Raw genomic sequence first — 26,811 nt, 5'->3', positions numbered from 1 at the left:
ATTTGATATAACAATTAATTTATTTGGATATCTGGAATAATGTTGTAGCAGATTATTGTTTATATAACAAATATTGAAGTTTTGATTTATTAAAAAGGTATATACTTTAACATATTAAGAATACCTGTCATTCTGGGAAATACACAATCGAGTATTCCCTCTTTAGGTTATTTATTCCGCCGTTTTTTTTCCATAATTATTATTTATAAGTTTGAAACAAAATGGTCATAAAGCTTTTCTCCAGGAGACTACTTTTTTTAAGAGAGTTATTATGCACTTTCTTACTCTAGCAGCCGCAAATACTACTGTGCATTGATCTGCAATGTTTAGTACAAAAATTTCCTTGCGATTGAAAGTTGTTAAGTTAGTATTTGAGGGTTTTATTAAAGAAAAAGAGTTGGTTTAACCAGAGAAAAAATAAATAAAAGGAGTGATAAAAGTTTGCAATGAATAAAAGAAAATGTTTTGTTCTATTGAGCACAGTCCTGGCGGCAATAAGTACCCCGATGCCGAGTTACGGGGCATGGGTACAAAAGGAAAGTTATTGGTTGTATGAAGAAGACCAGACCTTTGAAAGGAATGCCTGGAAGCTGATTAATGAGGCATGGTATTACTTTGATGATACTGGTTATATGGCCACTGGCTGGCAAATGATTGAAGGAAGATGGTATTTTCTTAATACATCATCGGATGAGTCAAAGGGAAAGATGCTCACCGGCTGGCAATGGATTGACGGGCGTTGTTATTATCTGGCTGATGAACCTGGAGCTAATCATCCTGAGGGAGCTATGTACCTAAGCGAAAGGACTCCGGATGGGTATTTTGTAGATGCCTCCGGAGCATGGATCGATGACAACGGTACGATACAGTATGTGGCTGGAAAAGGGGTACAGACAGTATTTGTCAAAAGATCAGCATCGGCAAATAAAATTTCAGGAGGCAGTTCAGGAGGAGGCAGTTCAGGAGGAGGCGGATCTGGAGGAAAGGGGAGTAGTTTCAGGCCGGGGAATGGATCGCAGAATTCAGAGATTGATGAACAGGAGCCGGAAATTAATCAGGAAATTTCGGAACCGGGAGAAAACCCGGAGGATATGAAGGAACCAGATGCGGAAGAAAAGCAGTATAGGTACACGGTGCGATATATGGATATTATTGATAAGACAATACTACATACCGTAACTGGTGTGGCAACCGAAGGGAGAACGATCATTATCATTCAACCGGTCATTAATGGGTATCATCTGTGTAAGGGACAGAGAGAAAGCTTTAAACTGACTGGCGATTCTATGAACCTGAACATCTACTATGAGAAGGAAATCCCGGCCTCTCCCTCAGAGGCTCAGAAAGTTGACTGGAATCTCTGCTTTGTAGAGAAGGGAAATCACAGCAATGAGATATTTAGGTCTCAAAAGGGACAGACGGAGGAGGGAAGACAGCTTGTTATTGACTTTCCGGAATCTATTTTAGGCGGCGACGGTTATTATTATCATTCTATGGTTTCAAGTCCATGGAGTATTATTGTAAACGGAAATGGTAGACAGAAATATTATATTGAATTCGAGAAAGGAGACCATCTTCCGGAGGAACGAGACCCGGATCAGGAGAACAAAGACAAGCTGAAAAGGTGGTTGGGGGTTGCAAAAGAAACAGATTTTAGACTTGGTGGCAGGGAGCCATCAGACCAGCAGATCATTACTAAAAGTATAGAGGAAAGCAATGAAAGACTTCTTAACCTGGTATCAATGGCAGACGGTGTGGAGCGGAAGGAGTTTTATCTCATTGCAAAGGGGCATGTGCCAAGTACCGTGATTATAAGCCAGACATTTCAGAACATTAAGAATCTGTCTGAACTGATTGTGGATGAGTTTACCATAGCTTATGAGAAATACACGATTATGAGAGTGGGATTTGAAAAAACTTATGAAGAAAGCATTTGTAACCACAATTATCAGGTTATGGATAAAGTTAATGCCTCATGTATGATAAACGGTCATGAAACGATCCGGTGCCGAAAATGCGGAAAGGAAGAAACCGTGATATTGCCAGCGACCGGACATGTGGATGCGGATCATGACGGATCTTGTGATGTTTGTTACAACACGGCCAACGAAACGCCGGAAGCCGTGCAATACCGCATTGGAGATGTGCAGGCCCGGACCATTGGAAATAAGATTTATCTGTTCCGCTGTATTGATGATGATTATGAAGATACCATGGGTAACAGCCAGCGAATGGCGCTGTTCCTTTGTGACAATGTGATAAGGTCGGATATTGACGGGACATCAATGAAGCTTAACTTTGGATTTAATAATAATTATAAGTACTCCAATATCCGGGAATGGCTTCTGGATCATGCGGCAGATGATTTTCTCCATGAAACTTATATTGGAATTACCGGGTCATACATAGGCGCGACATGGAAAGGGGCGTATGAGCAGATAAATGATAACAGCCTGATGGCTGGGAAAGAAGTGTTCCAGCTTTTGCAGGACAGGGTATTTATTTTGTCCGTGGATGAGGCTCTTAAATACCGGGATGTGCTCTGGAAGTTCAACGGGAGCAAAACCAATAATCCGGAATCACAAGTTTCTGCTTACTCTAAAGGATATTATCTTCGCACCCCACAGGATGGTGGATTGGATGAATTCCTTTATGGAGATGGGATCTATGCGGTCAGCCTGGTAGATGGCAACATTCAGCCGGTTAACGTGAAAGAGACAGGTTTTGGTATCAGGCCGGCTATGGCGATTGCACAAGGTTAGGGGGGATTTTATGAAGATTATTATTTTATTCGGTATCACTGTTTTAGTATTATCCGGTTTATCTTTGGCCGTGTTTTTGCGGTAAATTCGAAACAGAAGGAATGGGAGGATAGAGAGCGGCAGGATTAGCTGAGAAAATACTAGAGAACAAAGTGTAAAGGATGAAAAGGCTGCTTCATCTGAGGTTACACCTTATTAAGCAGATTCAACGTTTTTCGAAGCAAAGAGAAATTTTGAAAGAATGGAGCCATGAAAGATTTTGAAATATTACCGGAAAACATCCTATTCGGACAGGAACTTCTGGAAGTTTGAATTCATTTATCTGGATGGCGAATGCTATGATTTGACTCATTCTGCTTATAAGCGTTTTCCACCCACAGAATCAAGATGGTCCGGTTTATCTTATAAAGTATGGGAGGATATAAAGGCGATGGAAGGATATAGAAAAGGTGCTTACCGGCTGGCAGTTTACTGATAATAGGCGGTACTACTTTACCTTGCAGAATGGAGACCAGACCAATTTTGTAAGTAGATCCAGCAAAGCTAGAGAAACCATATGGTTTCATATACCCAGATGAAAGAACTTTTGATGGGCCTCTGGTATATAAAAATGGAGCTTGCTCCGATAGGGATGGAACAATGAGCAAAGGGATGGTATGCATGTTATGTACCTCTCTGGTAATAAGCGCAGCGTTTTTCAGAGGCAGTATGCATTTTAAGTAGCAGAAAACGAATAAAACACCAAATGGGCTGATTAGGCCTTTGTATTTGAGGCGTGCCAAAACACAGAGATAAAGGAGGAACAATGAGAAAAGGAATTACAAAAGGGCTGGCATACGCTATGTGTACAGCCTTGGTAATAACAGCGGTGCCAACCTGGGTTGCTTATGCAGAGAATGGGCAGACCATAAAAAAAGCAGTTCAGACATCCACCCCCTCCAAAGCGGACCGGGATACAGAAGTCAATCAGGAGGTGGAGGAAAAGAACAACAACGGAGAATTGGAAACCGGTTTAGAACAGGAGGAACATTTAAAGGAGGCCACCCCTTCCGAGGCGAAAGAGGTGCCAAAGGAACCTCCGGAAATGGTCATTCCTGCAGCTAAAATGGCGGTAACAGCCGCCTCCAGCTCTCTGGGAGATATTTGGGATGCTTGGGCAGGAAAAACCAGCTTTGAGTTTTTAAGCGGAATCCAGGGAGAGGGGACGGAAGAAAAGCCCTATCTGATCAAGAATCGGGAACAGCTCATGGGCCTTTCGGAGCTGGCAGCCATGGGAATGATGGTCCCGGAAGCTGGGGGAACGATGTATGCCGGTGACTATTCCGGATGCTACTTTGCCCTTGGCGGAAACATTGATTTACAGGGAGTGGACTGGATTCCCATCGGCTTTTACCGGGATTCCTCGGAAAGCATTGGTGCGGTCCCCTATCCCTTCAGTGGCCAGTTTGACGGAAAAGGCTATTCTATTAAGAACTTAAAGCTTACATCCTTTGCCAATTATAACAATGTGGGACTTTTCGGGGTGGTTACGGATGCAGAAATTCATGACGTAACCATTATCCCGGATAGCAGCGAAATTAAGGGAAAGGACCGAACCGGAGTTGTGACAGGATATGCGGAAGATTCCCGGATCCGGAACGTTACCGTGAAAAACGCCTACATCCGTTCCACCGGCATTGCCGGGGGGATTGCCGGGGAAATCAGCGGAACTGTCATTGAAAATGCTACCTGTGAAAAGGTGATGATTGATGCCGCCGGCGGAACGGATGTGATCTATGCCGGAGGAATCGCCGGGATCGCATCTGATTCCTATATCGTAGACTCTGATGTTTCCACCGGAGACGGAACCACGGCCAGAATTCAAGGAACCGGCTATATTGGCGGAATCGTAGGATACCAGAATGCAGCCTATATTTACAATACTCGTGTCAGCGGAACCATTGGCGGCTACCATTCAACGGCCATCGGAGGTATCACCGGAAGATATGCAGCGGGGAAAATAAAGGTGGCACGGTTTGAGGGTACCATTGGTAACTCCCAGCTTGGGTCCTTAGCGAGGGAAGGGACCTTCATCGGAACCAGACAGGGAGCTGCAACAAACTTTAATTACATTGAAGATGTAGCCTATTTATTTGCGGATTCTGAGAGTAAGATCAGTGCCAATGTGTGCGGATCGGAAATACCTGATGATAATGACTACACCTATGCTGCCCATGTAGGCTACTGGCATACCGGGGATTTATATTACACCCTGGTACAGGGCGGAGCGAAAAAGTCCATCTCAGACCGGTATTTCTATGAGGAGTTAGAAGATGGCATCCTGACGGTCGTGGACGAGGAAAGCGGGGATTACACCCTTGACCATTTCGCCCCCAATTTCCTGGGCCGCCCGGTAAGAGGATATTTACTAAATGTGAACCAGATCGACACGATAGCAAATGGCCAGAACTTTTATGATGTTGCCACCCTGGAGGTAAGGGGAAACTCCCAGTACTCCAAACCGCTTAATAAGGAACACCGTGGAGCTATTGCAGCCGGTACAACGGTAAGCGTAACAACAGCCCCGAAAAATACGGATACAGAAAAGTTCCAGATGGAAGGAACGCCAACCTATACCAACGGAAAAGGGGTAAAGAAAAGTACAACCTATTCAGATGGGAGCCATGCCTACACCTTTACCATGCCGCAAGAAGATATCACTGTATCAGCGGTCTATAAAAAGGTGGCTGTATCCATCAAGGTAGAGCCGGAAAACTATACCTTTGCAGTGACCCAGACCAGGACCGGAAACCGAAAAAATCCGATAAAGATTACGGAGATCCGGGATAAAGAAGGGAAGCTCCTTGCACGTTTTATTAATGGGGTGTTAGAGCAGGGAACCGAAGTGCAGCCGGTGAACATCAAAGCTACCATTGATGCCAATAATGATGTGGTGGATGGCCGGGTGAAGTGGAGCATTGATGATCCACAGCTGATCAGTCTTGCAAAGAATGATGATGAGGAAACTGATGGCTATACAGCAAAATCCGCCAGCCTTTCTGTAAATCTCTCCTCCTCTTTTTTTACAAGCATCATAGAAGAGGCAGAAAGAGTACAGGCGGAGGGGAACTACCAGTATAAAATTCCCAATACGATTTATGGAGCTGGGCATCAAAACGGCGGCGTTGCGGTCCTGACAGCTCAGACCAGGCCCTCTGCTTCTTTTGAAGGAAAACCCTGTACGGCAAACAGCCGGGTCAATGTTACGTTCCAGATCCTGGACAATACCCTGGTAGCAACAGAAGGGGCGGTCCTTGATAAACAGGCCATTAACCTTACCATAACAAGAAAATTAACCGGTGACCGGATCAATCCGCAGGAAACGGTAACAGTAACGGTTCCTCAGTCATTAACAGCCACCTTTTCACCGGACTTTTTCTCAAGGGATGAGGTAACCTGGACAAGTTCGGATCCGGCAGTGGTTTTCGTATCCCAGGATCAAGAAGGTTACCGGGAAGCATTAGTTTCAGCCTTAAAGGATTCAGCATGGATCAGGAATATCATGGCAACCGACAACGGAATCCGGGAGAATGATAAGTATGCAAAGATATCCGGAGCCGGAAGCCGGGATGTGATTATTACGGTAAATGGAAAGGATAAATTGGGAAATCAGGCTTCGGCCTCATGTCAGGTAACAGTAAAATTTGTTACCAATGATCATACTCGTATTATTCCAGAAGGAATCACCCTGGATAAAACGACACTCATTTACAGTCTTGGTTATCAGAAGGCCGGGGATATTCATTCTGAAACCGTTAAAAAGACTGGCTTTGAAACAAAGAAACTATCTGCAGCCGTTTTTCCTGAGGTGGAGGATACCCTAGATCATAGGCCCTATGACCGCAACGTTATCTGGACCTCTTCCGATCCGGAAGCGGTAAGGGTGGATCAGGAAGGAAATATAACTTCGGTTGATGGGGCAGCCTGGATCAAAGAAGCACTTTTAATGGCACCATACCGGGCAGAAAAAAACGTGGAGATCACAGCTACAACAAAAGATAGCCAGAAAGCCGCTTCCTGTAAGGTGACATTAACTTTCCAGGCAGATTGTATTGAGGCAGACCGTGAGAGCGAAAACTTTGACCTTGTGCTTACAAAAACAGGAAAGAGGAATAATCCAGTCCTCACTTGGAATGGGATTGAAGGTAAGAAATTTAATGCTTCCATTTACTCAGGAAGCCAGGAGAATAAGAATGTTTTATGGCGTTCCTCTGATGCCGGAATACTTACGGTGGATCAGGAAGGAAATGTGATCCCGGTAGTACTAAATGAGAAACAGGAGGTTATAGCCAGCTGGATCAAGGAGGCCATGGCAAAGACTCCATACATCGGAACCACAACAGATACGATTTACGCAGTTTCCAGTGATGAGAAAATGTCTGATCCGGTGACGGTAACTCTTAATTTTAAAGTAATAGATAACACCACTTCCAGCAGTTCTTCCGGAGGCGGAGGCGGTAAAGGTTCTTCTGGTGGTGGAGGCGGTTCCCGTTCCATGGGAGTGACAACCGCAGGGAACACCCAAGGACCGGCAGCTCCAGCTGGAGCCGTGACAGGAACCTGGATGCAGACAGCAAATGGGAAATGGATCTTTGCCTCAGAGCGGACGTACACAGATGAATGGGCCTATATCAGCAATCCATATGCAACAGGAGATCAGGAAAGAGCCTCCTGGTTCCGGTTTGATAAAGATGGATTTATGGTATCGGGGTGGTACACGGATGCAGACGGAAATATTTATTACTTAAAAGCCGCTTCTGATGGAACCCAGGGACAGATGCTTACCGGGTGGCAATACATATCCGGTGAATCAGGGTATGCTGCAGAAGGAGTCTGGTATTATTTTAATTCGGTTTCTGATGGAACGAGAGGGAAACTTCTAATCAATGCTGTTACTCCAGATGGTTTTATGGTAAATGAGAAGGGGCAATGGATACAGTAAAACACTTTGAAAACATATCTCCTCTGCTTTTTTAGCAGGGGAGAAGAGGAGGAAAATATGAATCGTGTGATATTAATGGGGAGATTAACCCGTGATCCAGAAGTAAGATATTCCCAGGGAGAGCGTAGTATGGCAATTGCAAGATATACTCTTGCAGTTGACCGTATAGGCCGCAGGAATCAGGAGGGCAATGAACAAACGGCGGATTTTATCAATTGTGTTGCATTTGATAAAGCGGGAGAGTTTGCAGAAAAGCACTTTTGTCAGGGTATGAGAGTACTGATTTCCGGAAGAATCCTGACTGGGAGTTATACGAACAAGGAAAACGTAAGGATTTATACAACGGATATCGTTATTGAAACACAGGAATTTGCTGATAGCAAGAAAGCATCTTCTGATAATTCCAGGCAAGAACCGTCTGGTGCGGCAGGGGACGAGTTTATGAACTCTCCTGATGGAGTGGGTAATGAAGAACTTCCATTTAACAGTTAAGGCGGTTACATAGCATATACTTCGTAGCAAGCAGGACATTGACAATCGAATATGTTAAACCGATATAATAATATAAAGAGGATAGGTTAGATGAAGATACACCTATCTATCTCTTACTTATGAATTTAATGATATTTGCAGTTATTGTATGACTTTGATACTGAAAAAATAAAAGTTATACCGGACTAATCGAAGAGAAGATGATAAAAGGAATTGCTTCATTTATTTCCTCAATCTGAAAGGTACATCGATTAATGGAGAGAATAACTATAACGACGGAAGTATTTATGAAACGTACCTATATAATATAGGTTTCCAGGTAGACAATGCTATGTTTAAGGATCGCTGTTAATATTTTTCGAAATGCACTCGTGAGAGCAAACTTTGTTGAATATAGGAATGGAATCACTGAAATAAGCCAATATCTTGAAAATTTCTATAAAAGCCTGCTTTCAGGGAGAGAAATTCGCTTAGAAATCCTGGCCTTGTTATGAAGAAACATTTTGTACCAAGGAGAGAGGAATAGAGTTATAAGTAAAAATTGTAAAGATTACCATGATATGGTATTATTATCATGGTAGTCAATCTGCCGGGTGGTTTCCATCTCCGAAAGGAGGTGGTGATTGTGAACACTTATGAGGAATTTATGGTAATCATAAATGTTGCAGTGTTAATCGTTGCAATACTTACATACGTGAAACGCAATGACAAAGGTACAAAAAAATAATCACCCAGCCGACCAAAGCATTGGTGATTATTTTTAAATGATTAATCAATAATTTGGAAGCCACTCTGTGGAGTTGGCTACCCTTTGTACCTTTAGAATAGCACGAATTTATGATGTTGTCAAATCGGAGATTTATATAATAGACTTTAAGGGAGGATTTAAGTATGAAAAAGAAGTTATTGACGGCTGTGATGACAGCTATTTTTATAATTGGATCAGCAACAACTTCATTTGCCGGCCAGTGGATCCAGGATGGAAGCAACTGGAAATACCGGAATGACAATGGCAGCTACGCAGCTAACTGGCAATGGATTGATGGGAAGTCCTATTATTTTGACCAGAATGGCAATATGCTCACTAATACAACCACCCCGGATGGCTACACGGTGAATGCAGATGGGGTATGGGTTGAAAATGGAATAGAACAGACAAAAAATGCCAATGCATCAACAAAGGCTAGTACAGGGAGCTATGATCCACAGTATCCCTTAAAAGGCTATATGGAACCATGGTTTGTGACCAGCCCGGTTACTGGTACTACTGCTTGGAAAAGTGATCCGAATAACTTTTTCTATGAGTCCAATAATCATTTGCAGTATGCTTTGGATCTTGCCACCCAAAATAGAGATCCTCTTTCTCTCAATTATTTTGCAGGAAGGGAATTGGCTGCTATTGCGAAATTAACGGGATATCCAGCTACAGGCTTGGAAGGTCACACATCGGAAGAAGTAGAGAGCCTAGCTGCAGAAATTCGGAACTTTTTAAATAGTTTTGATTGGAGAAATGCAACTGATTATGAAAAAGCAGTACGGATTGCTAAGAGAATCGCACAGGCGGACTACTTGTCCCAAGAAGGAACTCAGTATTCTTATAGCTGCTTGATAGATGGAAAAGCAAATTGCGATGGATATACTGATGCAGCTTATTTACTATCAGCATGTGTTGGATTGCCTGTAAGTGGACTTAGTTCAGGAAATCATATTTTTCCTGTGTTTTTGGTGGATGGTGTGTGGTTAGCTTATGAGCCAACAATAAAAAATAATTATTTTACAGTAGCCGATGTGTATAAAAAAAATATACTTGGAAATTATCAGCAACTTGGAGAATACTGTCAAGGAACTGGCTATGAGATTCCCATAAGTGTGGAAGGAAAGTTCCCCAATATATCATATGGAATTATTCAGGGAGAACAAGCTCCATTTATAAAATTTAATTAAATATTTTTATATTTTAACGAAAAGCTATCGGTTAATCATAATCGGTAGCTTTTTTCTTTGCTCAAAACATTTGGAGAAAATGAAAAATAAGGAGAATAAATGTTTAAATATAAAAATTGGAAGAACATTATAAGCCGCATAAAATTAAAACAGAAAATTGCTGCGTTGCTTGCGACAGTCTTATTATTGACACCTATATTTACCTATCTTCCTCCAGGTGTCTTTAATTCTTGGGGATTCGGCTTGGTATTTGTTAGTTCCGGACAGGCTGGGCACCCATATTTGATGGGTAAAGCGCCTGGTGACGATGGAAATAAGTGGTTCTTGTGCATGAACCAAGGAGCTTCAGCCCATAGCAATTATGACTATTCCAAAGTTAACATGGATATTGATTACAATCAAGGAAGCATTGAACAGAAAAGAATGTTCTGGGCTTATATCGGTGCATTTGGGAGTTATGATGGAAAGACCTCTCTTACTACTCAGTTTGGCAGGATTGATAGAGATACTGCAAGAGATGTCGCTTGGACTAAAGGAAAAAGTAATGGCGGATCAGAATGGATAGAAAACCTGGCCAATGATGGTTTTATGTCATTAGCAAACATTCCAGAAGGCTGTAAAAGCCCAAAAGATATCCTTAAGTTGATTAGTAAATATAATACCGCTAACAAGGCCATGTACATCAACGAACTAAGAAGCGGACCCGGAGAAATAGATACGACAAAGCTGTATGAGTTAACTGGACTTACCGATTGGGAAACCTTTAAGAAGTATTGCACCATTGACGTTGTGACGCCGGGAATGGTTATTAACACAGAGGGACAGAAGCTTTTCTGGAGCTTTCCTAGTATTCCGGCTGGTCAAAAACCAACCGAAGCAGTTATGAAGATTAGTTACGATCCTACCTTTTTTAATGTACTAGAAGTAACAGGCCGTTTGGAGTATTTTCAGTGTAATGTTCCAAGTTCCCAGCAGTTATACCGGGCTAAAGGAAATGTAGAGGAAATAAATTGCGAATTTTACCTCACTACAAAATACAGCCCAAATACACCTACGCCCACCAAGGGCGGTGGAGAGGTGTCCTTAAAGATCTATAAACATAACGAAACCTTTGAAGCCAATTATAAAGTTGAACTGGAAAAGAGGGATTATGAAACTGGAAATCCGCTGCAGGGTTCTACCTGGCAGGTATTAGAGCGTTTCGATAATAGTCAGTTAAGTAATAACGAGTCTGGCGGCGGAATCATCGAAGATAACATGAGAGAAGACCCAACAACCTGGCAGGATTGGCTGGTGTTTGATGATGATCTGATAACAAATGTCAGTGGACGTATATCTCATAAAGATACACGTTTTTATGATTTTAGTCATGCCTACTGTAATGGTCATCCACTCCCCCCGGAACCGGAAATTGATGAATCGGAAAGTGGAGAGGGTGAGGAAGGAGAAGGAAGCAACGAAGCTGATGAAGGGGCAGAAGAGTATGAACAATTGATGGAGGAATGGCAAGCGGCCATAGACGAATGCGAAGCCCGTGCTGCAGCCAGTGGAGGAACCTTCCATCACTGGTTATGTAACAGTGAGGAAGAACCATCTGAAGAAGAGGCATTTGAAGCATCAGGCTGTAAAGCTGCCAGGGACGCTGCATATGAAACCTTTATCAACCTTGAATATGACTACACGTTCCGGGAAACCAAGCCAAGAGATGGTTACATCATTCATGATCCGGGACATCCGGATGATGTTCCGATTGAGATCATCACAACGGCAGCTTCCGAAGCAGAAAAACCTAAAAAATGGAAAAGTTCCAGTAATGCAGATATAAAGGTCACCGGATATGTCCGGAACATGACGAAGAATAGTTCGGCTGATACAGGTATTGAGGGATTTGCTGGATCAGCCATGCGGAGTTTGACTAACAGGGAAATTCCTGAATTAGAGGAATCCAGCCAGATAGATGAAAGTGATCTTTTATTAGCTGATAACAGAGATAAGGTAGCAAGTCCTTCTACATACTTGAAATCCTCTGAGGAAAGCGGAGATTTAATCCTGAAAGAAACCTATGATCTTCCACTAGGAGAAAGAATCATAAACAAACTTCTTAAGTTCATCGGACTTCCCACCGCTTTTGTGGAAGAGAAGGAAATTACCGTAAAGCTTACCGCTAAGGATAAAAAAGAATTATATGATGAGGAGTTTGATGCTGAAGAAGAGGAATTCCCGGATGAACTCTTAGATGATGAAGAGGAGTCTACTCCATCGCAGGCCAAAAGGAATTCTATGAACCGTTTGTTAAGATATAGCCTGGCCACAGACTCCGATGCCGCCCTTCCTAAAGAAGAAAGAGGAATCAGACAAATCAACCTTTTGGCAGAAGATACTGACGAAGAGCCAGTTATGACAACAATGCTTGGTTTCAGTACTCTTAGCGGAGATTCCAGTAAGGGGTTCGAAAATGGAGAAGAGGACAGTCAACCAGAAGTGGATAAAGGACCAAGCAACAATACAGCCCATACCTTTAAAGTATACGATCATCGTGTACCAGGACAGGTCCATTTCAATAAGAAGGACATGGAATTAAAGGACGGGGAGTTTGGAAGATATAATTCCTATGGAGATACCCAGGGTGATGCCACTTTAGAAGGTGCTGTATATGGCCTGTTTGCGGCTGATCCAATTTACGGACCAGACACCCAACGGGATGACAATGGAAATGTGACCTCCGGTATCGGAGTGGTATTTGATGCCAATGATCTTGTTGCTGTGGCAACCACAGATAAAAATGGAGATGGTTCCTTCTTAACAGTAACAGAAAGACCTCATAGTATCTACAATTACAAGATAGGGAAAATTGAATATACCGGGAAGAGCTATCCAGAAAACCTATATGTAAAAGAAGGATATGAAAAGGCGCAGCCACAGGAAGAAAGGGGCCGCATCTATAAAGATAATAAGACCATGAATGGGGACAGTTGGATCGGGAGACCTTTGATTCTTGGCAATTATTATGTCAAAGAACTTTCCCGTTCCGAGGGATACGAACTTTCCATCACCGGAAAAAACCTGGAGGTTACAAATGCAGAAGAGAGTACCCGTGAGTCCTATGGTGATACCGCTGATTCAAAAACGGCTCCTGTGGGATCTGTCTGGATCACAAAACAGCTATATCATGCAGTTACTTTCCCGGAGGGGAATGCTGCTTATGGAAATAAGGAAAACTTGATTCTTCTTGAAACAAAATCTAAAGATGCCACCAATGGTTATAATGTAGTCCTTGATGGGATTCCGGAGGGGGCAGGCATCTACTTAAATAACGTCACATTAAATCCGGTGGTGATCCAGCAAGTGGACGGAGGAAACTGGGCAGATGCAAAGGAAGCGCCTTTTTATCTGACAGCAGAATCCGATTCCGTTTATAAGCGTGATATCAATGGAAACATGATTGAGAAGCCAGGAGTTTCTGCAACCATAAAGGTTCCCTATGAAGCTGTCGGAACTGAGGCAGATAAGCTTCCTACGGAAGGAACGGCTATTGCCAGTGACCCAACAAGATTTGCCGGCACCTTTACAAATTCAGACAGTAACATAAAGTATGTGAAAGCCGAATTAGAACAGATGATGCGCAATGCTCTCCATATGGAGACTCCGAAAGATGGTAATTATTCCACGGTAGATGTTCCAGTCTACGATGAGAAGCGGACTGTGAATGGAAAAACCGTTTATGGCAAGCCGGAAATGGTCCTTGAAATTGAGAATGTCACAACGAATCAGTCAGTGATAGAGGCGATTTTAAATTATTTCATCAATGAAAAGGTATTTACCTATGGCGGACTTCAAAAGATGGAATACAGTGGCGGAAAAGTTATTGTAACGGTCGTTGTCGGCATGACGCCGGGAAAGACTTTGTTGTATCAGACAAATTCCAGTGGTGATGTTGTGGCTGCTTACTTAACGAAACTCAATACCACCTACGGAAGATATGTCATTAGAAAGTATACCGGCAGCGAATTAAATGCCGCAGAAGTAGCAAACACTGGCAAATACATTATCAACGTTACGCCTGATTATGAAGTGGGCGATGATGGAATCCCAACGGATAAAACCATGTACCCGACAGACAGTGAGAGGTATCTCCGTTATGCTGCAGGGGAAACCCTTTACGATTACTGGTACTTAAATAACGGAACTTACGTTGGCCATACTCCCGTAACCAGGAAAGTCTGGAAGCCAAATTACAAGGAAGTCATTGTAAACGAGGAGAATGTAAGCTCTTCTAAAATCACAAAGGTTAACTCCATGGAAGAAGTGGCTGACCGGGAGGGCAGCACCTATTACTTCTATGATCAGGAGGCAAAGCAGTATACCATTCATGTTGGCTCAAAGGATATGGACCTTACCGGAATCAAATCAGGCAACTTTACAATCGCACTTGATAATGGAAAGACCATTGTAACAAATGGAGATATAAACAAGATTGGTTCTAATAATGTGTGGGGATATACGGCTGGGGCCGGCATATCCAATGCGGAATACGTAATACGTGTTTCCGGAGCAGGAGCAGGAGCCGGGGCCTTTACTTCCTTAGATTTTGATACCAACAAGACTTTCATAAAGAATCAGCGCCTGATATGCAACGGATATCATGATCTGCTTGAGGACGGAAATACAAGGGAGACGCCAATTCTTGTGCAGGAACGCATCATTGGCCAGCAGATTAAAGTAACAAAAACCATTGATGAAAGCTCATATGACAACATTAACTTCCATGCAGAAGCCCATGATGACTGGTTTACCAGGACCTTTGGAGGGCATCTTGGAAGAGACACGGTGGCCAAGAAAATGGATAACTTCCGCTTTAAGGTGTATTTAAAATCAAACCTGGAACGTCTATACCGTGACAACGAAGGAAATGTAATCTGGCAGGACCGGATGGGGAATGAAGTGAATGTGTTTGAGCAAAAGGAGAGATTCCCAGCCCTGGTAAACAAGGTTTTCACAAAAGTGCAGCATGTTACCTCTCCTTTATACAAAGATTCCGGTGACTCAATCGTAAGCAACGATTCCTTGTACAGCTATACCAATGGTTTTATAAATGAAAGCCAGAATAACGGCTATACTGACCTGCTGGAGACCATATCAATAAAGGCGGATAGCAGTGCAGAAGCAAGAATGATTTCTGGTTACAATTATGACAAGTTCTTTGATGCCATAAACGTGGCTAATAATGATAAATGGGATCATACAGAAAACTACAGCACATCCTTTAAGCTCTTTGCCTTAATAAAGAAGCTCCTTTTTGGAACAAACGGGGCGGAGAAACAGTATCCATCAGTCCATAATAATCCGGATATCAAAAACCATATTAATACATCGGATATCGCTGCCAATAATGCCCTTCGCTCTGATAACGTCCGCCAATTTGCCATTACCTGGTATCTGGATGACGAAGCGGCAAAGCTGGTTAAAAAGAATCAAGCCGGAGAAACGGAAAGCGCCACAGGTGGCAATGCTTATTCCGATGAAGTTTACGACAAAGCCCTGTCAGAAGCTGTCCGAAAGGCGGGAAACTATTTGAAACCCTTCTTTGCATATGACCTTGACCGGATTTATTCTATTGACTGGGACAGTGCACAGGACGGTGGCTCAGATCAGGATCTCACAACGCTTTCGGCGGATACCTTATTCGGTGCCGTTTCCGGAAGCAGTGATGGCTATTATTTTGCCGCATCAAAATACCTGCCATACGGAACCTATGTAGTGGCAGAGCAACAGCCGAAATTCAGCAATCTTGGGGATTTTAAGAACAAGCATTACCAGATTGATAAGCCACGGGAAGTCTCTCTTCCGTCTGTATATGCAAACTATGACGGTTCTCAGGCTACACCGGAAGTGACTAATAATTACTACAATTATTTTGCCGGCATAACACAGCCTGAGATGGAGAGTAAGTACAAGATCCGTTTTAATGAAGAAGCTATCCATGTAATCAAAGGCAGGAATGCGGATGGTGACTTTGAAGTTTACAAGTACGGCATGGACATTGACAACATTAAAAACGGCGTGACGGGAACCGGGCCGGGTGATTACTTTGCCTTGAGCCAGAGCGCATTCAAACCGTATCAGAACTACTACAATGAACAGGACAACAGGACCAATGAAAATGTCCCATATTACCTGTCAGAAGGCTTAAGCGGTAGGGAAGCCGTATCAAAATATTACCGATACAGCTCCGTGGCAGAAAACAAAGGCACAGCAAATAATGTTCCATTCCCTACGGAGAGTGCTGGAATCGAATACAAGGACAACGTAACGGCCATGCAAGGCGTACAGGTTGCTTATGATGGGAAATATGCCCCTATGCTTGTGCCGTGGACGACTGTGGCACCTGACAATGCAGTTACAGAGGTTGAGGACAGCGCCCTTTCCGCAAATGGAGAGAGTTCATACAAAGGTTTTGGGTATACAAAATTTTACAACACGTTCTTTAAAACAAAGCTGAGGATTGAAAAGCTGGATTCAGAAACCGGGGAAAACCTTCTCCATGACGGAGCGTTATTTACCCTTTATGCAGCGTCCAGGGAGGACGGAGAGTATACGGATGGCCTGGTGAAGTTTTATGAAACAGATACCCGAATCGAAGGATCAAAGGAATTTCTGGAAGCCATGGGAACCAGGAATATAGCCTTGGAAGGGAATGTCTGGAAGGGAACTGTTCCGGCAGGAACCCCGGTATGTAAGGAATCGGAACAGGTGATTCTTACGGATCAGGAAGGCCGAAGAACGGGCCGGTTTGAAGCCTTTACAACCACCAGGGACGGCCTTCAGGCCAAGGAAGAGGATTTAACAGAAACTTCCTATCAGGATCAAAATACCGGATACCTGATTACCCCACAGCCACTTGGAGCCGGAACCTATGTACTTTGTGAGGTAAGGCCCCCAACTGGATACGTAAGAACAAAGCCGGTAGCCATAGAGATTTATTCTGACCGGACCACCTATTACCTTGACGGAAACAGGGATAACCGGGTAGCAGCGGCTATTTACGAAGATAAGACAGGAGAAGGCCCGGAGGAGATCACAAACACTGCAAGGATCTATATAGGAAATACTCCGGTTCGTCTGGAAGTATCCAAAATTAAGGATACGGAAAATACTGTTACTTACAAGACCAATACCAGACTGGAAGGAACCGAACTGGAATTAAAACAAAAGTATGGGACGGAAAACTTGGAGTTTGCCTACAAGAACGGAACTTATTTAGGTTACGCCTGGTACAAAGGCACCCTGGAGTATTTAGAGTCCAGAAAGACCTCCGGAGAAAATGCAGAGCCGGTTTACGTAGACGGCGTATTTGCTGGTTACGGCCTGATATCCAGACCATTAGACACCGCAGACGATAACACCCGTTACGTGGCAGGGGCGCAGATGGCTCTTTACGATGCCATAGAGATCAAGGAAAACGGGGACAGCGGTGATTATGGCTATGACGGGGTAAAGGTAACGAGGGACCGGAATAACAACGTTCAGTCCATTCAGGTATTAAAGGGATACGCCGGGACAAGCATTGAATTTATCCGGGAGGAAGATGAGGAAGGAAGCATAAACGGAGATCCAGGGGAAGGAACCTGGACCTACCGAACAATAGAGCGGGGAGATACGGATATTCTGTTTTATTCCCTCGGGGAACTGAAGGTGACGGAAACCAGAACGGATGGAAAGCTTTATGGATATGACCGAAATGGGAATCGGGTACAGATAAAAAACCAAGAATCCATTTATGTGCTGAAGTCCGGGCAGCCTGTCTTTGAACTGACCGGAGGGGATTTAACAGCGGTGAAATATTCCGCAGCGGACAAATGCTTTACCTTAAGCCATGGAACCATTCTCTATCACCTTGACAGCAACGGAAACCGGGATGCGTATGTAAATCCCACCACCGGCATGGCCTACGCAAAGGAAGGGCAAAAGCTCCTGGTATGGCCGGTAAAGGTATCCAAAACCAAAACCGGAGCAGCCATTGCCAGGGAAAAAATCAAAACCTGGAGAATTGCTTCCATCAATGCGGATACGGATCAGGAATACTTTACAGGGACTTATGACGGAAAGCGCTTGAATAAAAGCATGAATCCCGTCTTAAATGGCCACGGACTTCCGGAGTATTACCAAAGATCAGCAGAAACCTATAAAAAGGGCAATCCCGTCTATGACATTGACGGTGATTACGTCCGCTATAAATACGATGACCTTCTTTCCGCCTACAACAATGCTGCATACAAGATCAATAACAGGACCGGCATGGAGGATATCGGGGAAGAAGAGGATACTACAGACGATAAGAAACTTTACCACCGCCAGGGAGAAGCCTGGATCATGGAAAACACCTGGATCACCGGAGAGAAGTACCCCAATGATCCGTTTAAAAAGGAAATGACCGTGGGGCAGGCCGATATGATAAAACGGGTGATTCCAGGAACCTACATTCTGGAAGAGGTAAAAGCTCCATCCGGTTATGCAAAAGGATTTCCGGAAGGCATTACTGTTACGGAAACCAGGGAAGTACAAAAGACCGGAATGGAAGATGAAAAGATCAAGGTGGAGATCGTCAAGACCGATGCACCGGGCCAGTACCGGATAAACGTCATATCCGATAGTGCGGGGCACGCTGTAAGTGATTATGACCAAGGATCAGGCTCTCAGGAAAACCTTACTGTTACTGAGCCGAAGGGGGCCTACGGTTACGGCCAGGTATCCGGGGCGCATTTAGTACTCTTCAAGGCAAATCGGATTTATACCACAGACAGCGTGACCTATCCAAAAGGATATTATCTTATAAAGGCAGAAAGCAAACCGGCAGAATGGACAGTAGAAAATTCCGTTGACAATGCACCGGTACGGATCGTGGCTGACTGGATCACAGATGGGACCCCGAAATACTTTGAGGGAATCCCTGCAGGGGATTATATCCTGGAAGAGGCAGAAGTAGGCGGCGGCTATGTCCGCAGTTCTATAGAGCTTACGGTGAAAGCGACCGGAGAAGTACAGACCATAAACTTAAAGAATGACCATACCAAGCTGGAGGTCTACAAATACTACGTAGACAGCACCGGGAAAAAGAGGCAGCTTCCAAACAGTCATGCAGCAGGTCTGGCTCTTTACGAAGCAAAGACGGACGGTAATGGAACAATTGTAATGGATGAAGGAAAGCCGGTCTTTGATAAGAACAAAAAGATAACAGAATGGATGACCGATGACTTGACTGAGTACACCGAAAAGTTTGAAAAAAGTACTGGATTTATAGACCGTATAAAAGACCTTCTTGGCCTGTCAGAAAATCAGTCCAGCTTTATCACAGACTTTGAGGCAGCCTACCAAGAGTACGGGGAAAGTCTTACCTCTCTCACCTGGTACACCAAAGACGGGGAACGGGCGGCAGGGCGCAGCGAGAGCCTTCAGACCGGAAAAGGAGAGGGCGCCGTCCAGATCTGGATCACCGATGCCGGAAAAACAATCCGGATCACCATTTACCGAAATGTGAAAAATGGCTCCCTTGATTCGGACGGGAAACTTCCACTGAATTTTGAATATCAGTTCAACTACAAAGAGGAAAACGGGGTAAAAAGTTATGACACCTTAGAAGGCGTGCACCGGATTGATTATCTTCCTCTCAATGCAGAGAAAGACGGGAAGAAGGTGGGAAATTACGTCCTGGTGGAAGAAAAGACACCAGAAGGCTTTGAAACAGCCGATCCCAAAGCAGTAGTCCTTGAAGAATCCGGAAGCGTGCAGAGGATCAGCCTGGAAAATAAAGAAAAATACATCAACGTCTTGAAGGTTGTAACAGACGGAACAAATGAGTATGCCGTGGAAGGTGCAGAATTGGCCCTTTATCGGGCCGATGAAGCCGGGTACTTTGTAGAAGATGAAAGCCACCTGGTTGAAACCTGGCTGTCCGGATCGGATGGAAGATATACGGAAAATGATAGATTTAACGGGGATATTCTTAAAGGACTTTCTGTAGGAGATCTAAAGCCACACAGGATTGATAAAACCCCGTACGGAACCTATTATATCGCAGAGCTAAATCCACCGGCTTACATGCAGAAAATAGAGCCGGTAAAGATCCTTGTGGGCGAAGAAAAAATCCCTGTTTACCGGGTCGTAAATACCCCAACAGTAGGAAAGCTGGAAATTAAAAAGAAAGCTTCTGATACCGGGCAAGGTCTGGAAAATGCCCGGTTTAAAGTGACAAACAAGGATACCGGCGATGTCTGGTACATGACAACAAGCGCTGACGGAACGGCGGAAATTACCGGACTTCCCGTGGGCCTGGTGCAGACAGACGGAACCATAAGACCATACACATATGCCATTGAAGAAATTTCCCCGCCGGATTATTACCAGATCTCCGAAGGAATGAAGAAATTCCAGTTTGATGGGAAAGAGAGCGGAAGAGAAATACTTTATACCTGTGAAATTGAGAACCAGCCAACAAAGATCCAATTTAAAAAGACAAACTTTAATAATGGAATGGCTGTGGAAGGTGCGGAAATCGCTGTATATCATGCAGTAGCCGTTAATGGGGAGTATCAAAAGGATGGAGTAGCCATTGAAACTTTGGTTTCAGGACCGGATGGATTTACTTTGACAAAGAAGCTGTCAGCAAACTGGGTATACATCATGGAAGAGCTAAAAGCTCCACCCGGATTTGCCCTTTCAAAGCCGGTGATCTTTACTTTAAATAAAACTGGAACCGGAATCAGGCATGTTTCAAACAGCTTCAGTGTCTTGAAGCTGGCTGGTGAAAATGACCATATCGAAGCCCTTACCGTAACCGGAAGGGTCCCAGTAAAGGTCTACACCGTTTTAAAAGATTTAGATATGGGGACTGAACTTCCTCCATTGATTGGATCAGGCAACAGTCAGGCGATAACAGCAGAGGACGGTGTTATAGATGGCCACTTATATGAGATTAACGAATACACCAGGTACTCAGACGGCAGGACAGAAAAGTCTTTTAAGGAAACAAAAAGGATCTATTTTGATGAAGCCGGGTCTTGCACCCTTTCTTCCAGAACCTATTTGGAAGCCCGGCAGGAGCTGACCAATGCAGAGGGAAACGTCCTTGCAAACTGGACTGTCAATGAGGACAATCACAATTACACCATCAAGAATCCGGTAACCAGGGAAGTTTCAATCGCCAAGGTAACAGGCAGCGTGGGTGTGGGTCAAAGTGCAGTAAAGACAGGAAGCGTCATAAAATACACGGTTTCCTATACCAATCCTTACAACTATCCAACAGATATCCAGGTCAAAGCAGTACTTACAGATGGGCTTGAATATTTAAGGTCCACAGATTACGGAGCAGAACAAAAGGGAATTGTCACCTGGAACCTTACGGAAATCACCGCTCATGAAAGTGGTACGGTGGATGTAGTAGCTGTGGTAAACGGTGAAGAGGGAACGCAGACGAAGGCGTATTTTGAAACAAAGATAGAAGCAGTAATAAAGCAAACGACTCTCACAAATCCCGTTGTTCCAGCGGGTTCCATTACCATCATAAATAAACTGACTGGTACCGGAAAGGATCAGGCGGATGAATTTACCCTTCATGTAAGGCTTATAGACGCTGCTGGTAAAACCTTAACCGGATACCAGGCATACAGCGGTTCATCAGAGGGCCGGATCAAGGGAGAAGGAAATATCACCATAACCGGTGATGGCTTTCTGATCTTTGCAGGGCTTCCCTACGGAACCAGCTACGAGATCATACAGCAGCCAAAAGACGGATATGACAGTACATCATACACCGGGCAGACGGAAGAAGGAACGATAACAGGAGAGGTATCAAAAAATCCTCAGAGCGCAGTATTTATAAACAACCGAAACAATGAAACGATCCGGGAAATCTTAACAGCAGGAGGAAACTACCAGCTCACTGAAACCACAACATACAGTGACGGAAACAGCCTTACAAGCGGAATATACCGCTTCCAGCTAAATGCAGACGGAATGGTTGATAATGTGGATATGGAGGATCGTCCGATACACTTGTATTTTTCAAAAGTGGATGCAGAAACCGGAGAAGAACTTGCGGGAGGCAAATACAGCCTTATAGATGAAGAAACCGGAACGGTGATCTATGAGTTTACCAAAGAGAAAGGAGAGAAGATGGTTATCCCCGCAGAACTTATTATCCCAGGGAAGAAATACTCAGTTAAGGAAGATATTTCACCGGAAGGCTACTTCTACGAAAACAAGATTTGCTTTACAGCAGAGGAGAGCGGCATTCCAGAAACCATCATTATGCAGGATAAAAAGACAGAGGTTGAAATCATAAAAATGGATGAGGAAACGGGAGAACTTTTAACCGGAGGGCGTTTTTCTATCCGGGAAAAAGAAACTGGTACTGTTATTGAGACCTTAATCCCAGAAGGAAAACCATATCTTTTAAAGGGAATATTGACTGCCGGTGCCGTGTATGAACTGGTGGAAGAAGAGCCACCTGCCGGTTTCGCCCTCAGTCAGAGCATAGATTTCACCGTACCTAAAGAGCCAGAATCAATTACCATTACCATGAAGGATAGGAAAACAGAAGTAGTGATTAAAAAACTTGCTGGGAATATGGGTAAGGGAACTCCTTCAGAAGCCGAAAAACCACTGGAAGGAAGTGTGCTTCAGATCCTGAACGAAGATAAGACCCCCACCAAGGCTTTGCATGATAGAAACGGCTTAAAAGCCGGAGAAGATTTAATCTTTACTACAAAAAGCCAATTTGAAAATTTGAAAGGCCAGCTGGAAGCGGGGAAAAGTTACTGGCTCCATGAAGTCAGACCGGCAGATGGATATGCCTATGCAGAAGATATACCTTTTGTAGTGAGTTTATACGGTGACACAGATGTAATTGTGATGATAGACGAACCAACCCATGTGATCCTGTCTAAAAAGGCCATAACTGGCAATGAGGAGTTCCCAGGGAACTATATGAGCATAAAAGACAAGGATGGAAATGTTATGGATGAGTGGGTTTCAAAAGAACAACCTCATGAACTCATTGCAAAATTAAAAGCAGGAGAGCGTTACTGGCTTTATGAAATACACCCGGCAGACGGATATGCTTATGCAGAAAGTGTTCCTTTTACTGTCAGCAAAAACGGAACAGTTGATATTGTTGAGATGAAAAATGAGGCTACTGTGGTCCGCTTAAAGAAAGTAGATTCATCAGGACAATTATTAAAAGGAGCTGTTTTACAGATCTTGGATCAGCAAAAAAATATGGTCATTTCAGACTTTGTAACAACAGGTGAGACCATAGATATTACCGGAAGATTGACGGCAGGAAAAACATATTACCTTCATGAGGTGAAAGCTCCATCAGGATATCTCCTTTCCTCTGATGTACCATTTACAGTACCAAAAGAATCAAAAGTGCTGGAAGTCACGATGACAGATCCAAAGAGGCAAAGTCCTGGATCAGATAAAATGCATCTCTATAAGGCAGATGCAGCAACAGGCAAGGGATTAGAAGGAGTGGAGTTTTCTATTTACCGGTCTGACGGAAGTTTATGCCTGACTGTAAGAACAGAAAAGGATGGATATGCCAGATTCCATATTCCGGCAGACGGAACCTATACCTACAAGGAAACAAAGGCAGCCTCCGGCTACCTTGCAACAGATCATATCTACTATTTCACCATTAAAAACGGTGAAATATCAGAAATCAGTACAACGTCAGTCGTAAATTATCCTTCACCGGAAGTTTTGATTCAAAAAGCGGATGCTGAAACATGGGAAGAGCTGGCCGGAGCAGAATTGGAAATAAGAAACGAAGCCGGAAAGCCGGTATTGACCGGAATAACGGATGCAAACGGCCAATTATTATTCCGGCCACAGCATGCTGGTAAATACACTGTACATGAATTAAAAGCCCCGGAAGGGCATATAAAGACCGATACTTACCTAACCATTTATGTAACGGATGACGGAACTGTAAGGGGAGAATTGGTAATGTATAACCTCCGGTTGCATGGAAAGAAAAAAGGAATTATTACGGCAGCGTATCAGTCAGGCTTAAGCGGACTGGGAATCATCAATCATAAAGGAAAAGGGTTCTGGGGCTGGCTGAGCAGGCTTCCAAAAACAGGAGATATTTATCTGGGCGGTGGATTATTTATAGGAATAGGGCTGATCGGTATTGCTGCCGTTATTGCTTTCACAAGGAGAAGAGATAAGAAAGATGAAAAACGAGCTTAAGAAAAGCTTTGCTGCTATATCCCTTATCGCAGCCATGGCTCTGGGATGCTGCGGTATGGTGCATGCAGAGGAAAAGTATCTTGAAATAAAAAAGGAATACAAAACATTCATAAAGGAGGAAGATGGAAGATCCCAGTTTAAAGACGTCTATGAAAAGGATGGAATCATCTACCTACTGAAATCCATTCAAATAGATGAGGTAGAAGAGATCGCTCCAGGTGATACCATCGCTTATGATTCTGCCCCCTTTGTGGGAAGTCATGAGGAATACACCCCTAAAAACGCAATAGAGAGAAACGGAAAAAGGTATATTCTGAAAACCACTGAACTTACAAAAGTAATCACGGAAGAAACGACAAAATATTCAGAAGCTTCTATATTATATAAAGGTGTGGAATACATAGATTCTCTCCCAGAGGCTGCGGAAGTAAAAGTCATAAACGAAGATTTAAAGCAGGAATTAAAGGTGAGACTTCCGGCGGTTGATTATAAAATGGAAGGTACTTACTGGGATTATAATTTTACATTTCCCATTACAGTAACCGGGTATGATGCAGATTCCTACATGCTGGGGCAGATTGAGATTTCCAATCATTCTCCTTTAATAGATCATGGAGATCAGTTTCTGGATTATCTGAACCTGCCTACCCAATATTACAAAGTTACCAGGATCCAGTGGGAGGGGAAGCCTGTAGGAAAAGAAGGAGAAATGATTCGTAAAGCGACCGCTTATGGCCGGAAACTGGTGAAAGATATCAGAGGAATATACGGAGGGGAGGTAACTTTCCCTTCTGTTGAAGCCACTGTTTATCATAGCGTTTATATGGAAGCAGATGCAGAGAATGAAACCAGCCAGGTTATATACCGAAAGCAGGCGACAGCAACCTACGAACGGAAAGGCAGAATCGGATTCTGGAATTTCCTAAAATGGCTGCTGACAAACTCCGTTACCTTGACAATCCTTACAATTCTGCTGTTAATCCTGCTTCTCTTACTGACCATTGCCCTTAAAAAACGAAAGAGAAAGGAAAAGGGAGCGGGGAAAGCCGGGGAGGAAGAAAAGCAAGATAGGATCAATTGATGTCCCGGCAATACAGATACAGTACTTTCCGAGAATCTGTTATTGAATATTATAAATTGTAATGCTAGTATTAATATAATTCTATTTCATTTAAAAGAGGTGAGCCAATGACAATTTATGATATCGCCAGGAAGGCAGGAGTTTCGGCCAGTACGGTTTCCCGCGTGATTAATGATAAGCCGGGAGTCGGAGAAACGACGAAGGATCGGATACGAAAGCTTTTAGAAGAGTATAACTATTCCCCCAATGAGGCAGCCAGAGGCCTTGTGACCCAATCCTCAAAAATTGTGGGAATCCTGATTGAGGACATCCGCATCTCTCATCATACGGAGTCTGCCTATATCATTGAACAGGAGATGACCAAAAGAGGCTATACCTGTATCACCCTCAGTACGGGAATGTCTCCTGTGAAAAAGGCAGAATACATTAAAATCCTGGAACAAAGAAGGATAGAGGGAGCCATTCTCATCGGGTCCATGTTTGGGACCCAGGAGATAGAAAAAAGCATAAAAGAGCATTTGCCGGATATTCCCATAATGCTTGTAAACGGTTCTCTGGATCTTCCGAATGTACGGGGGATCCTGGTGGACGAAGAGCAGGGAGTGGAGGAGTGTGTGGATTTACTGGTAAAAAAGGGCCGCCGCAATCTGACCTTTGCCGTGGATGCAATCACACCTTCCAACAACAGCAAAATCCAGGGCTTTAAGAACGGCCTTAAGAAAAACAGTCTTGGAGATGGGGAAAGATTTATTTTTTATGCAACGGACAATGATACGGCTCCGGAACATGCGATTGAAAAGGGTAGACAGGCAACGAAAGAAATCATTATGAAATATCCTGAGGTAAACGGGATCATCTATTCCATTGATTTGCTGGCTGTTGGTGGGCTGCAGTTTTGCCATGAAAAGAAGATAGCTGTCCCGGACCAGATAGCAGTAATTGGGAGCGATAATACCCTTTACGGAAAAATCTGCATTCCAAAGCTGACAACGTTGGATAATAAGCTGGTAGAAGTCTGCCAGAATGCTTCCAGGATCCTGCTGGAAGCACTTGAAGGGAAGGAAACACCTCATGACATGAAGATATTTACCGATATTATTCAAAGGGAAAGCAGTTGAAAAGCTTATTAAGATTCCCAACCGGTTTTCGGAAACAACTGGCCGCAGACAGGAAAGCGGAAGAAGCAGACTTACCTGCAGCACAGATTCCTTCTTTTACGCAATTGATTCCCCAAATAGATATCATTTTGAATTTTTATAATATTTATGTCAAAAACCACAAAAGTACATGAGAGAATTTAG

The 26,811-nt window shown here is 43.6% G+C and carries 8 protein-coding genes; all 8 read left to right on the top strand.

Features of this window, described 5'->3' with window-relative positions:
• Positions 1–548: 548 nt before the first annotated feature.
• The 8 genes from K401_RS0105950 (at position 549) to K401_RS0105905 (ending at position 26,628) form a co-directional block, all read left to right on the top strand.
• Entirely contained in the window at positions 549–2,762 is a 2,214-nt protein-coding gene (locus tag K401_RS0105950; RefSeq protein ID WP_024292099.1) for a DUF6273 domain-containing protein, read from the top strand.
• A gap of 259 nt (positions 2,763–3,021) precedes the next feature.
• Entirely contained in the window at positions 3,022–3,237 is a 216-nt protein-coding gene (locus tag K401_RS0105945; protein WP_024292098.1) for a hypothetical protein, read from the top strand.
• A 330-nt stretch (positions 3,238–3,567) separates the two neighbouring features.
• Positions 3,568–7,743 carry an Ig-like domain-containing protein gene (locus tag K401_RS0105935; RefSeq protein WP_024292097.1) on the top strand — a complete coding sequence of 1,392 codons (4,176 nt, stop codon included), beginning with the start codon at positions 3,568–3,570 and terminating at the stop codon, positions 7,741–7,743.
• Positions 7,744–7,800: 57 nt separating this feature from the next.
• Positions 7,801–8,235 (top strand): single-stranded DNA-binding protein, encoded by a 435-nt coding sequence (locus K401_RS0105930; RefSeq protein ID WP_024292096.1) that lies wholly within the window; start codon positions 7,801–7,803, stop codon positions 8,233–8,235.
• 891 nt (positions 8,236–9,126) lie between these two features.
• Positions 9,127–10,179 (top strand): transglutaminase-like domain-containing protein, encoded by a 1,053-nt coding sequence (locus K401_RS33830; RefSeq protein WP_024292095.1) that lies wholly within the window; start codon positions 9,127–9,129, stop codon positions 10,177–10,179.
• Between the two features lie 330 nt (positions 10,180–10,509).
• Positions 10,510–24,429: an MSCRAMM family protein gene (locus tag K401_RS0105915; RefSeq protein ID WP_242842295.1), complete on the top strand. Its 13,920-nt coding sequence runs from the start codon at positions 10,510–10,512 to the stop codon at positions 24,427–24,429.
• Positions 24,413–25,510, top strand: coding sequence for a hypothetical protein (locus tag K401_RS0105910; RefSeq protein WP_024292093.1), 1,098 nt, complete (start codon positions 24,413–24,415; stop codon positions 25,508–25,510). The genes K401_RS0105915 and K401_RS0105910 overlap by 17 nt, the downstream gene beginning before the upstream one ends.
• A 107-nt stretch (positions 25,511–25,617) precedes the next feature.
• The gene (locus K401_RS0105905; RefSeq protein ID WP_024292092.1) at positions 25,618–26,628 is read left to right on the top strand and encodes a LacI family DNA-binding transcriptional regulator; all 1,011 of its coding nucleotides are present in this window, start codon (positions 25,618–25,620) and stop codon (positions 26,626–26,628) included.
• Positions 26,629–26,811 lie beyond the last annotated feature (183 nt).

It is taken from the genome of Lacrimispora indolis DSM 755 (assembly GCF_000526995.1).
Taxonomy (GTDB): domain Bacteria; phylum Bacillota; class Clostridia; order Lachnospirales; family Lachnospiraceae; genus Lacrimispora; species Lacrimispora indolis.
This window is presented reverse-complemented; position numbering and strand designations above follow the sequence as displayed.

Coding starts and splice junctions, on each gene's coding strand:
- K401_RS0105910 (WP_024292093.1), top strand. CDS start 24,413: ATGAAAAACGAGCTTAAGAAAAGCTTTGCTGCTATATCCCTTATCGCA.
- K401_RS0105935 (WP_024292097.1), top strand. CDS start 3,568: ATGAGAAAAGGAATTACAAAAGGGCTGGCATACGCTATGTGTACAGCC.
- K401_RS33830 (WP_024292095.1), top strand. CDS start 9,127: ATGAAAAAGAAGTTATTGACGGCTGTGATGACAGCTATTTTTATAATT.
- K401_RS0105915 (WP_242842295.1), top strand. CDS start 10,510: ATGAACCAAGGAGCTTCAGCCCATAGCAATTATGACTATTCCAAAGTT.
- K401_RS0105905 (WP_024292092.1), top strand. CDS start 25,618: ATGACAATTTATGATATCGCCAGGAAGGCAGGAGTTTCGGCCAGTACG.
- K401_RS0105930 (WP_024292096.1), top strand. CDS start 7,801: ATGAATCGTGTGATATTAATGGGGAGATTAACCCGTGATCCAGAAGTA.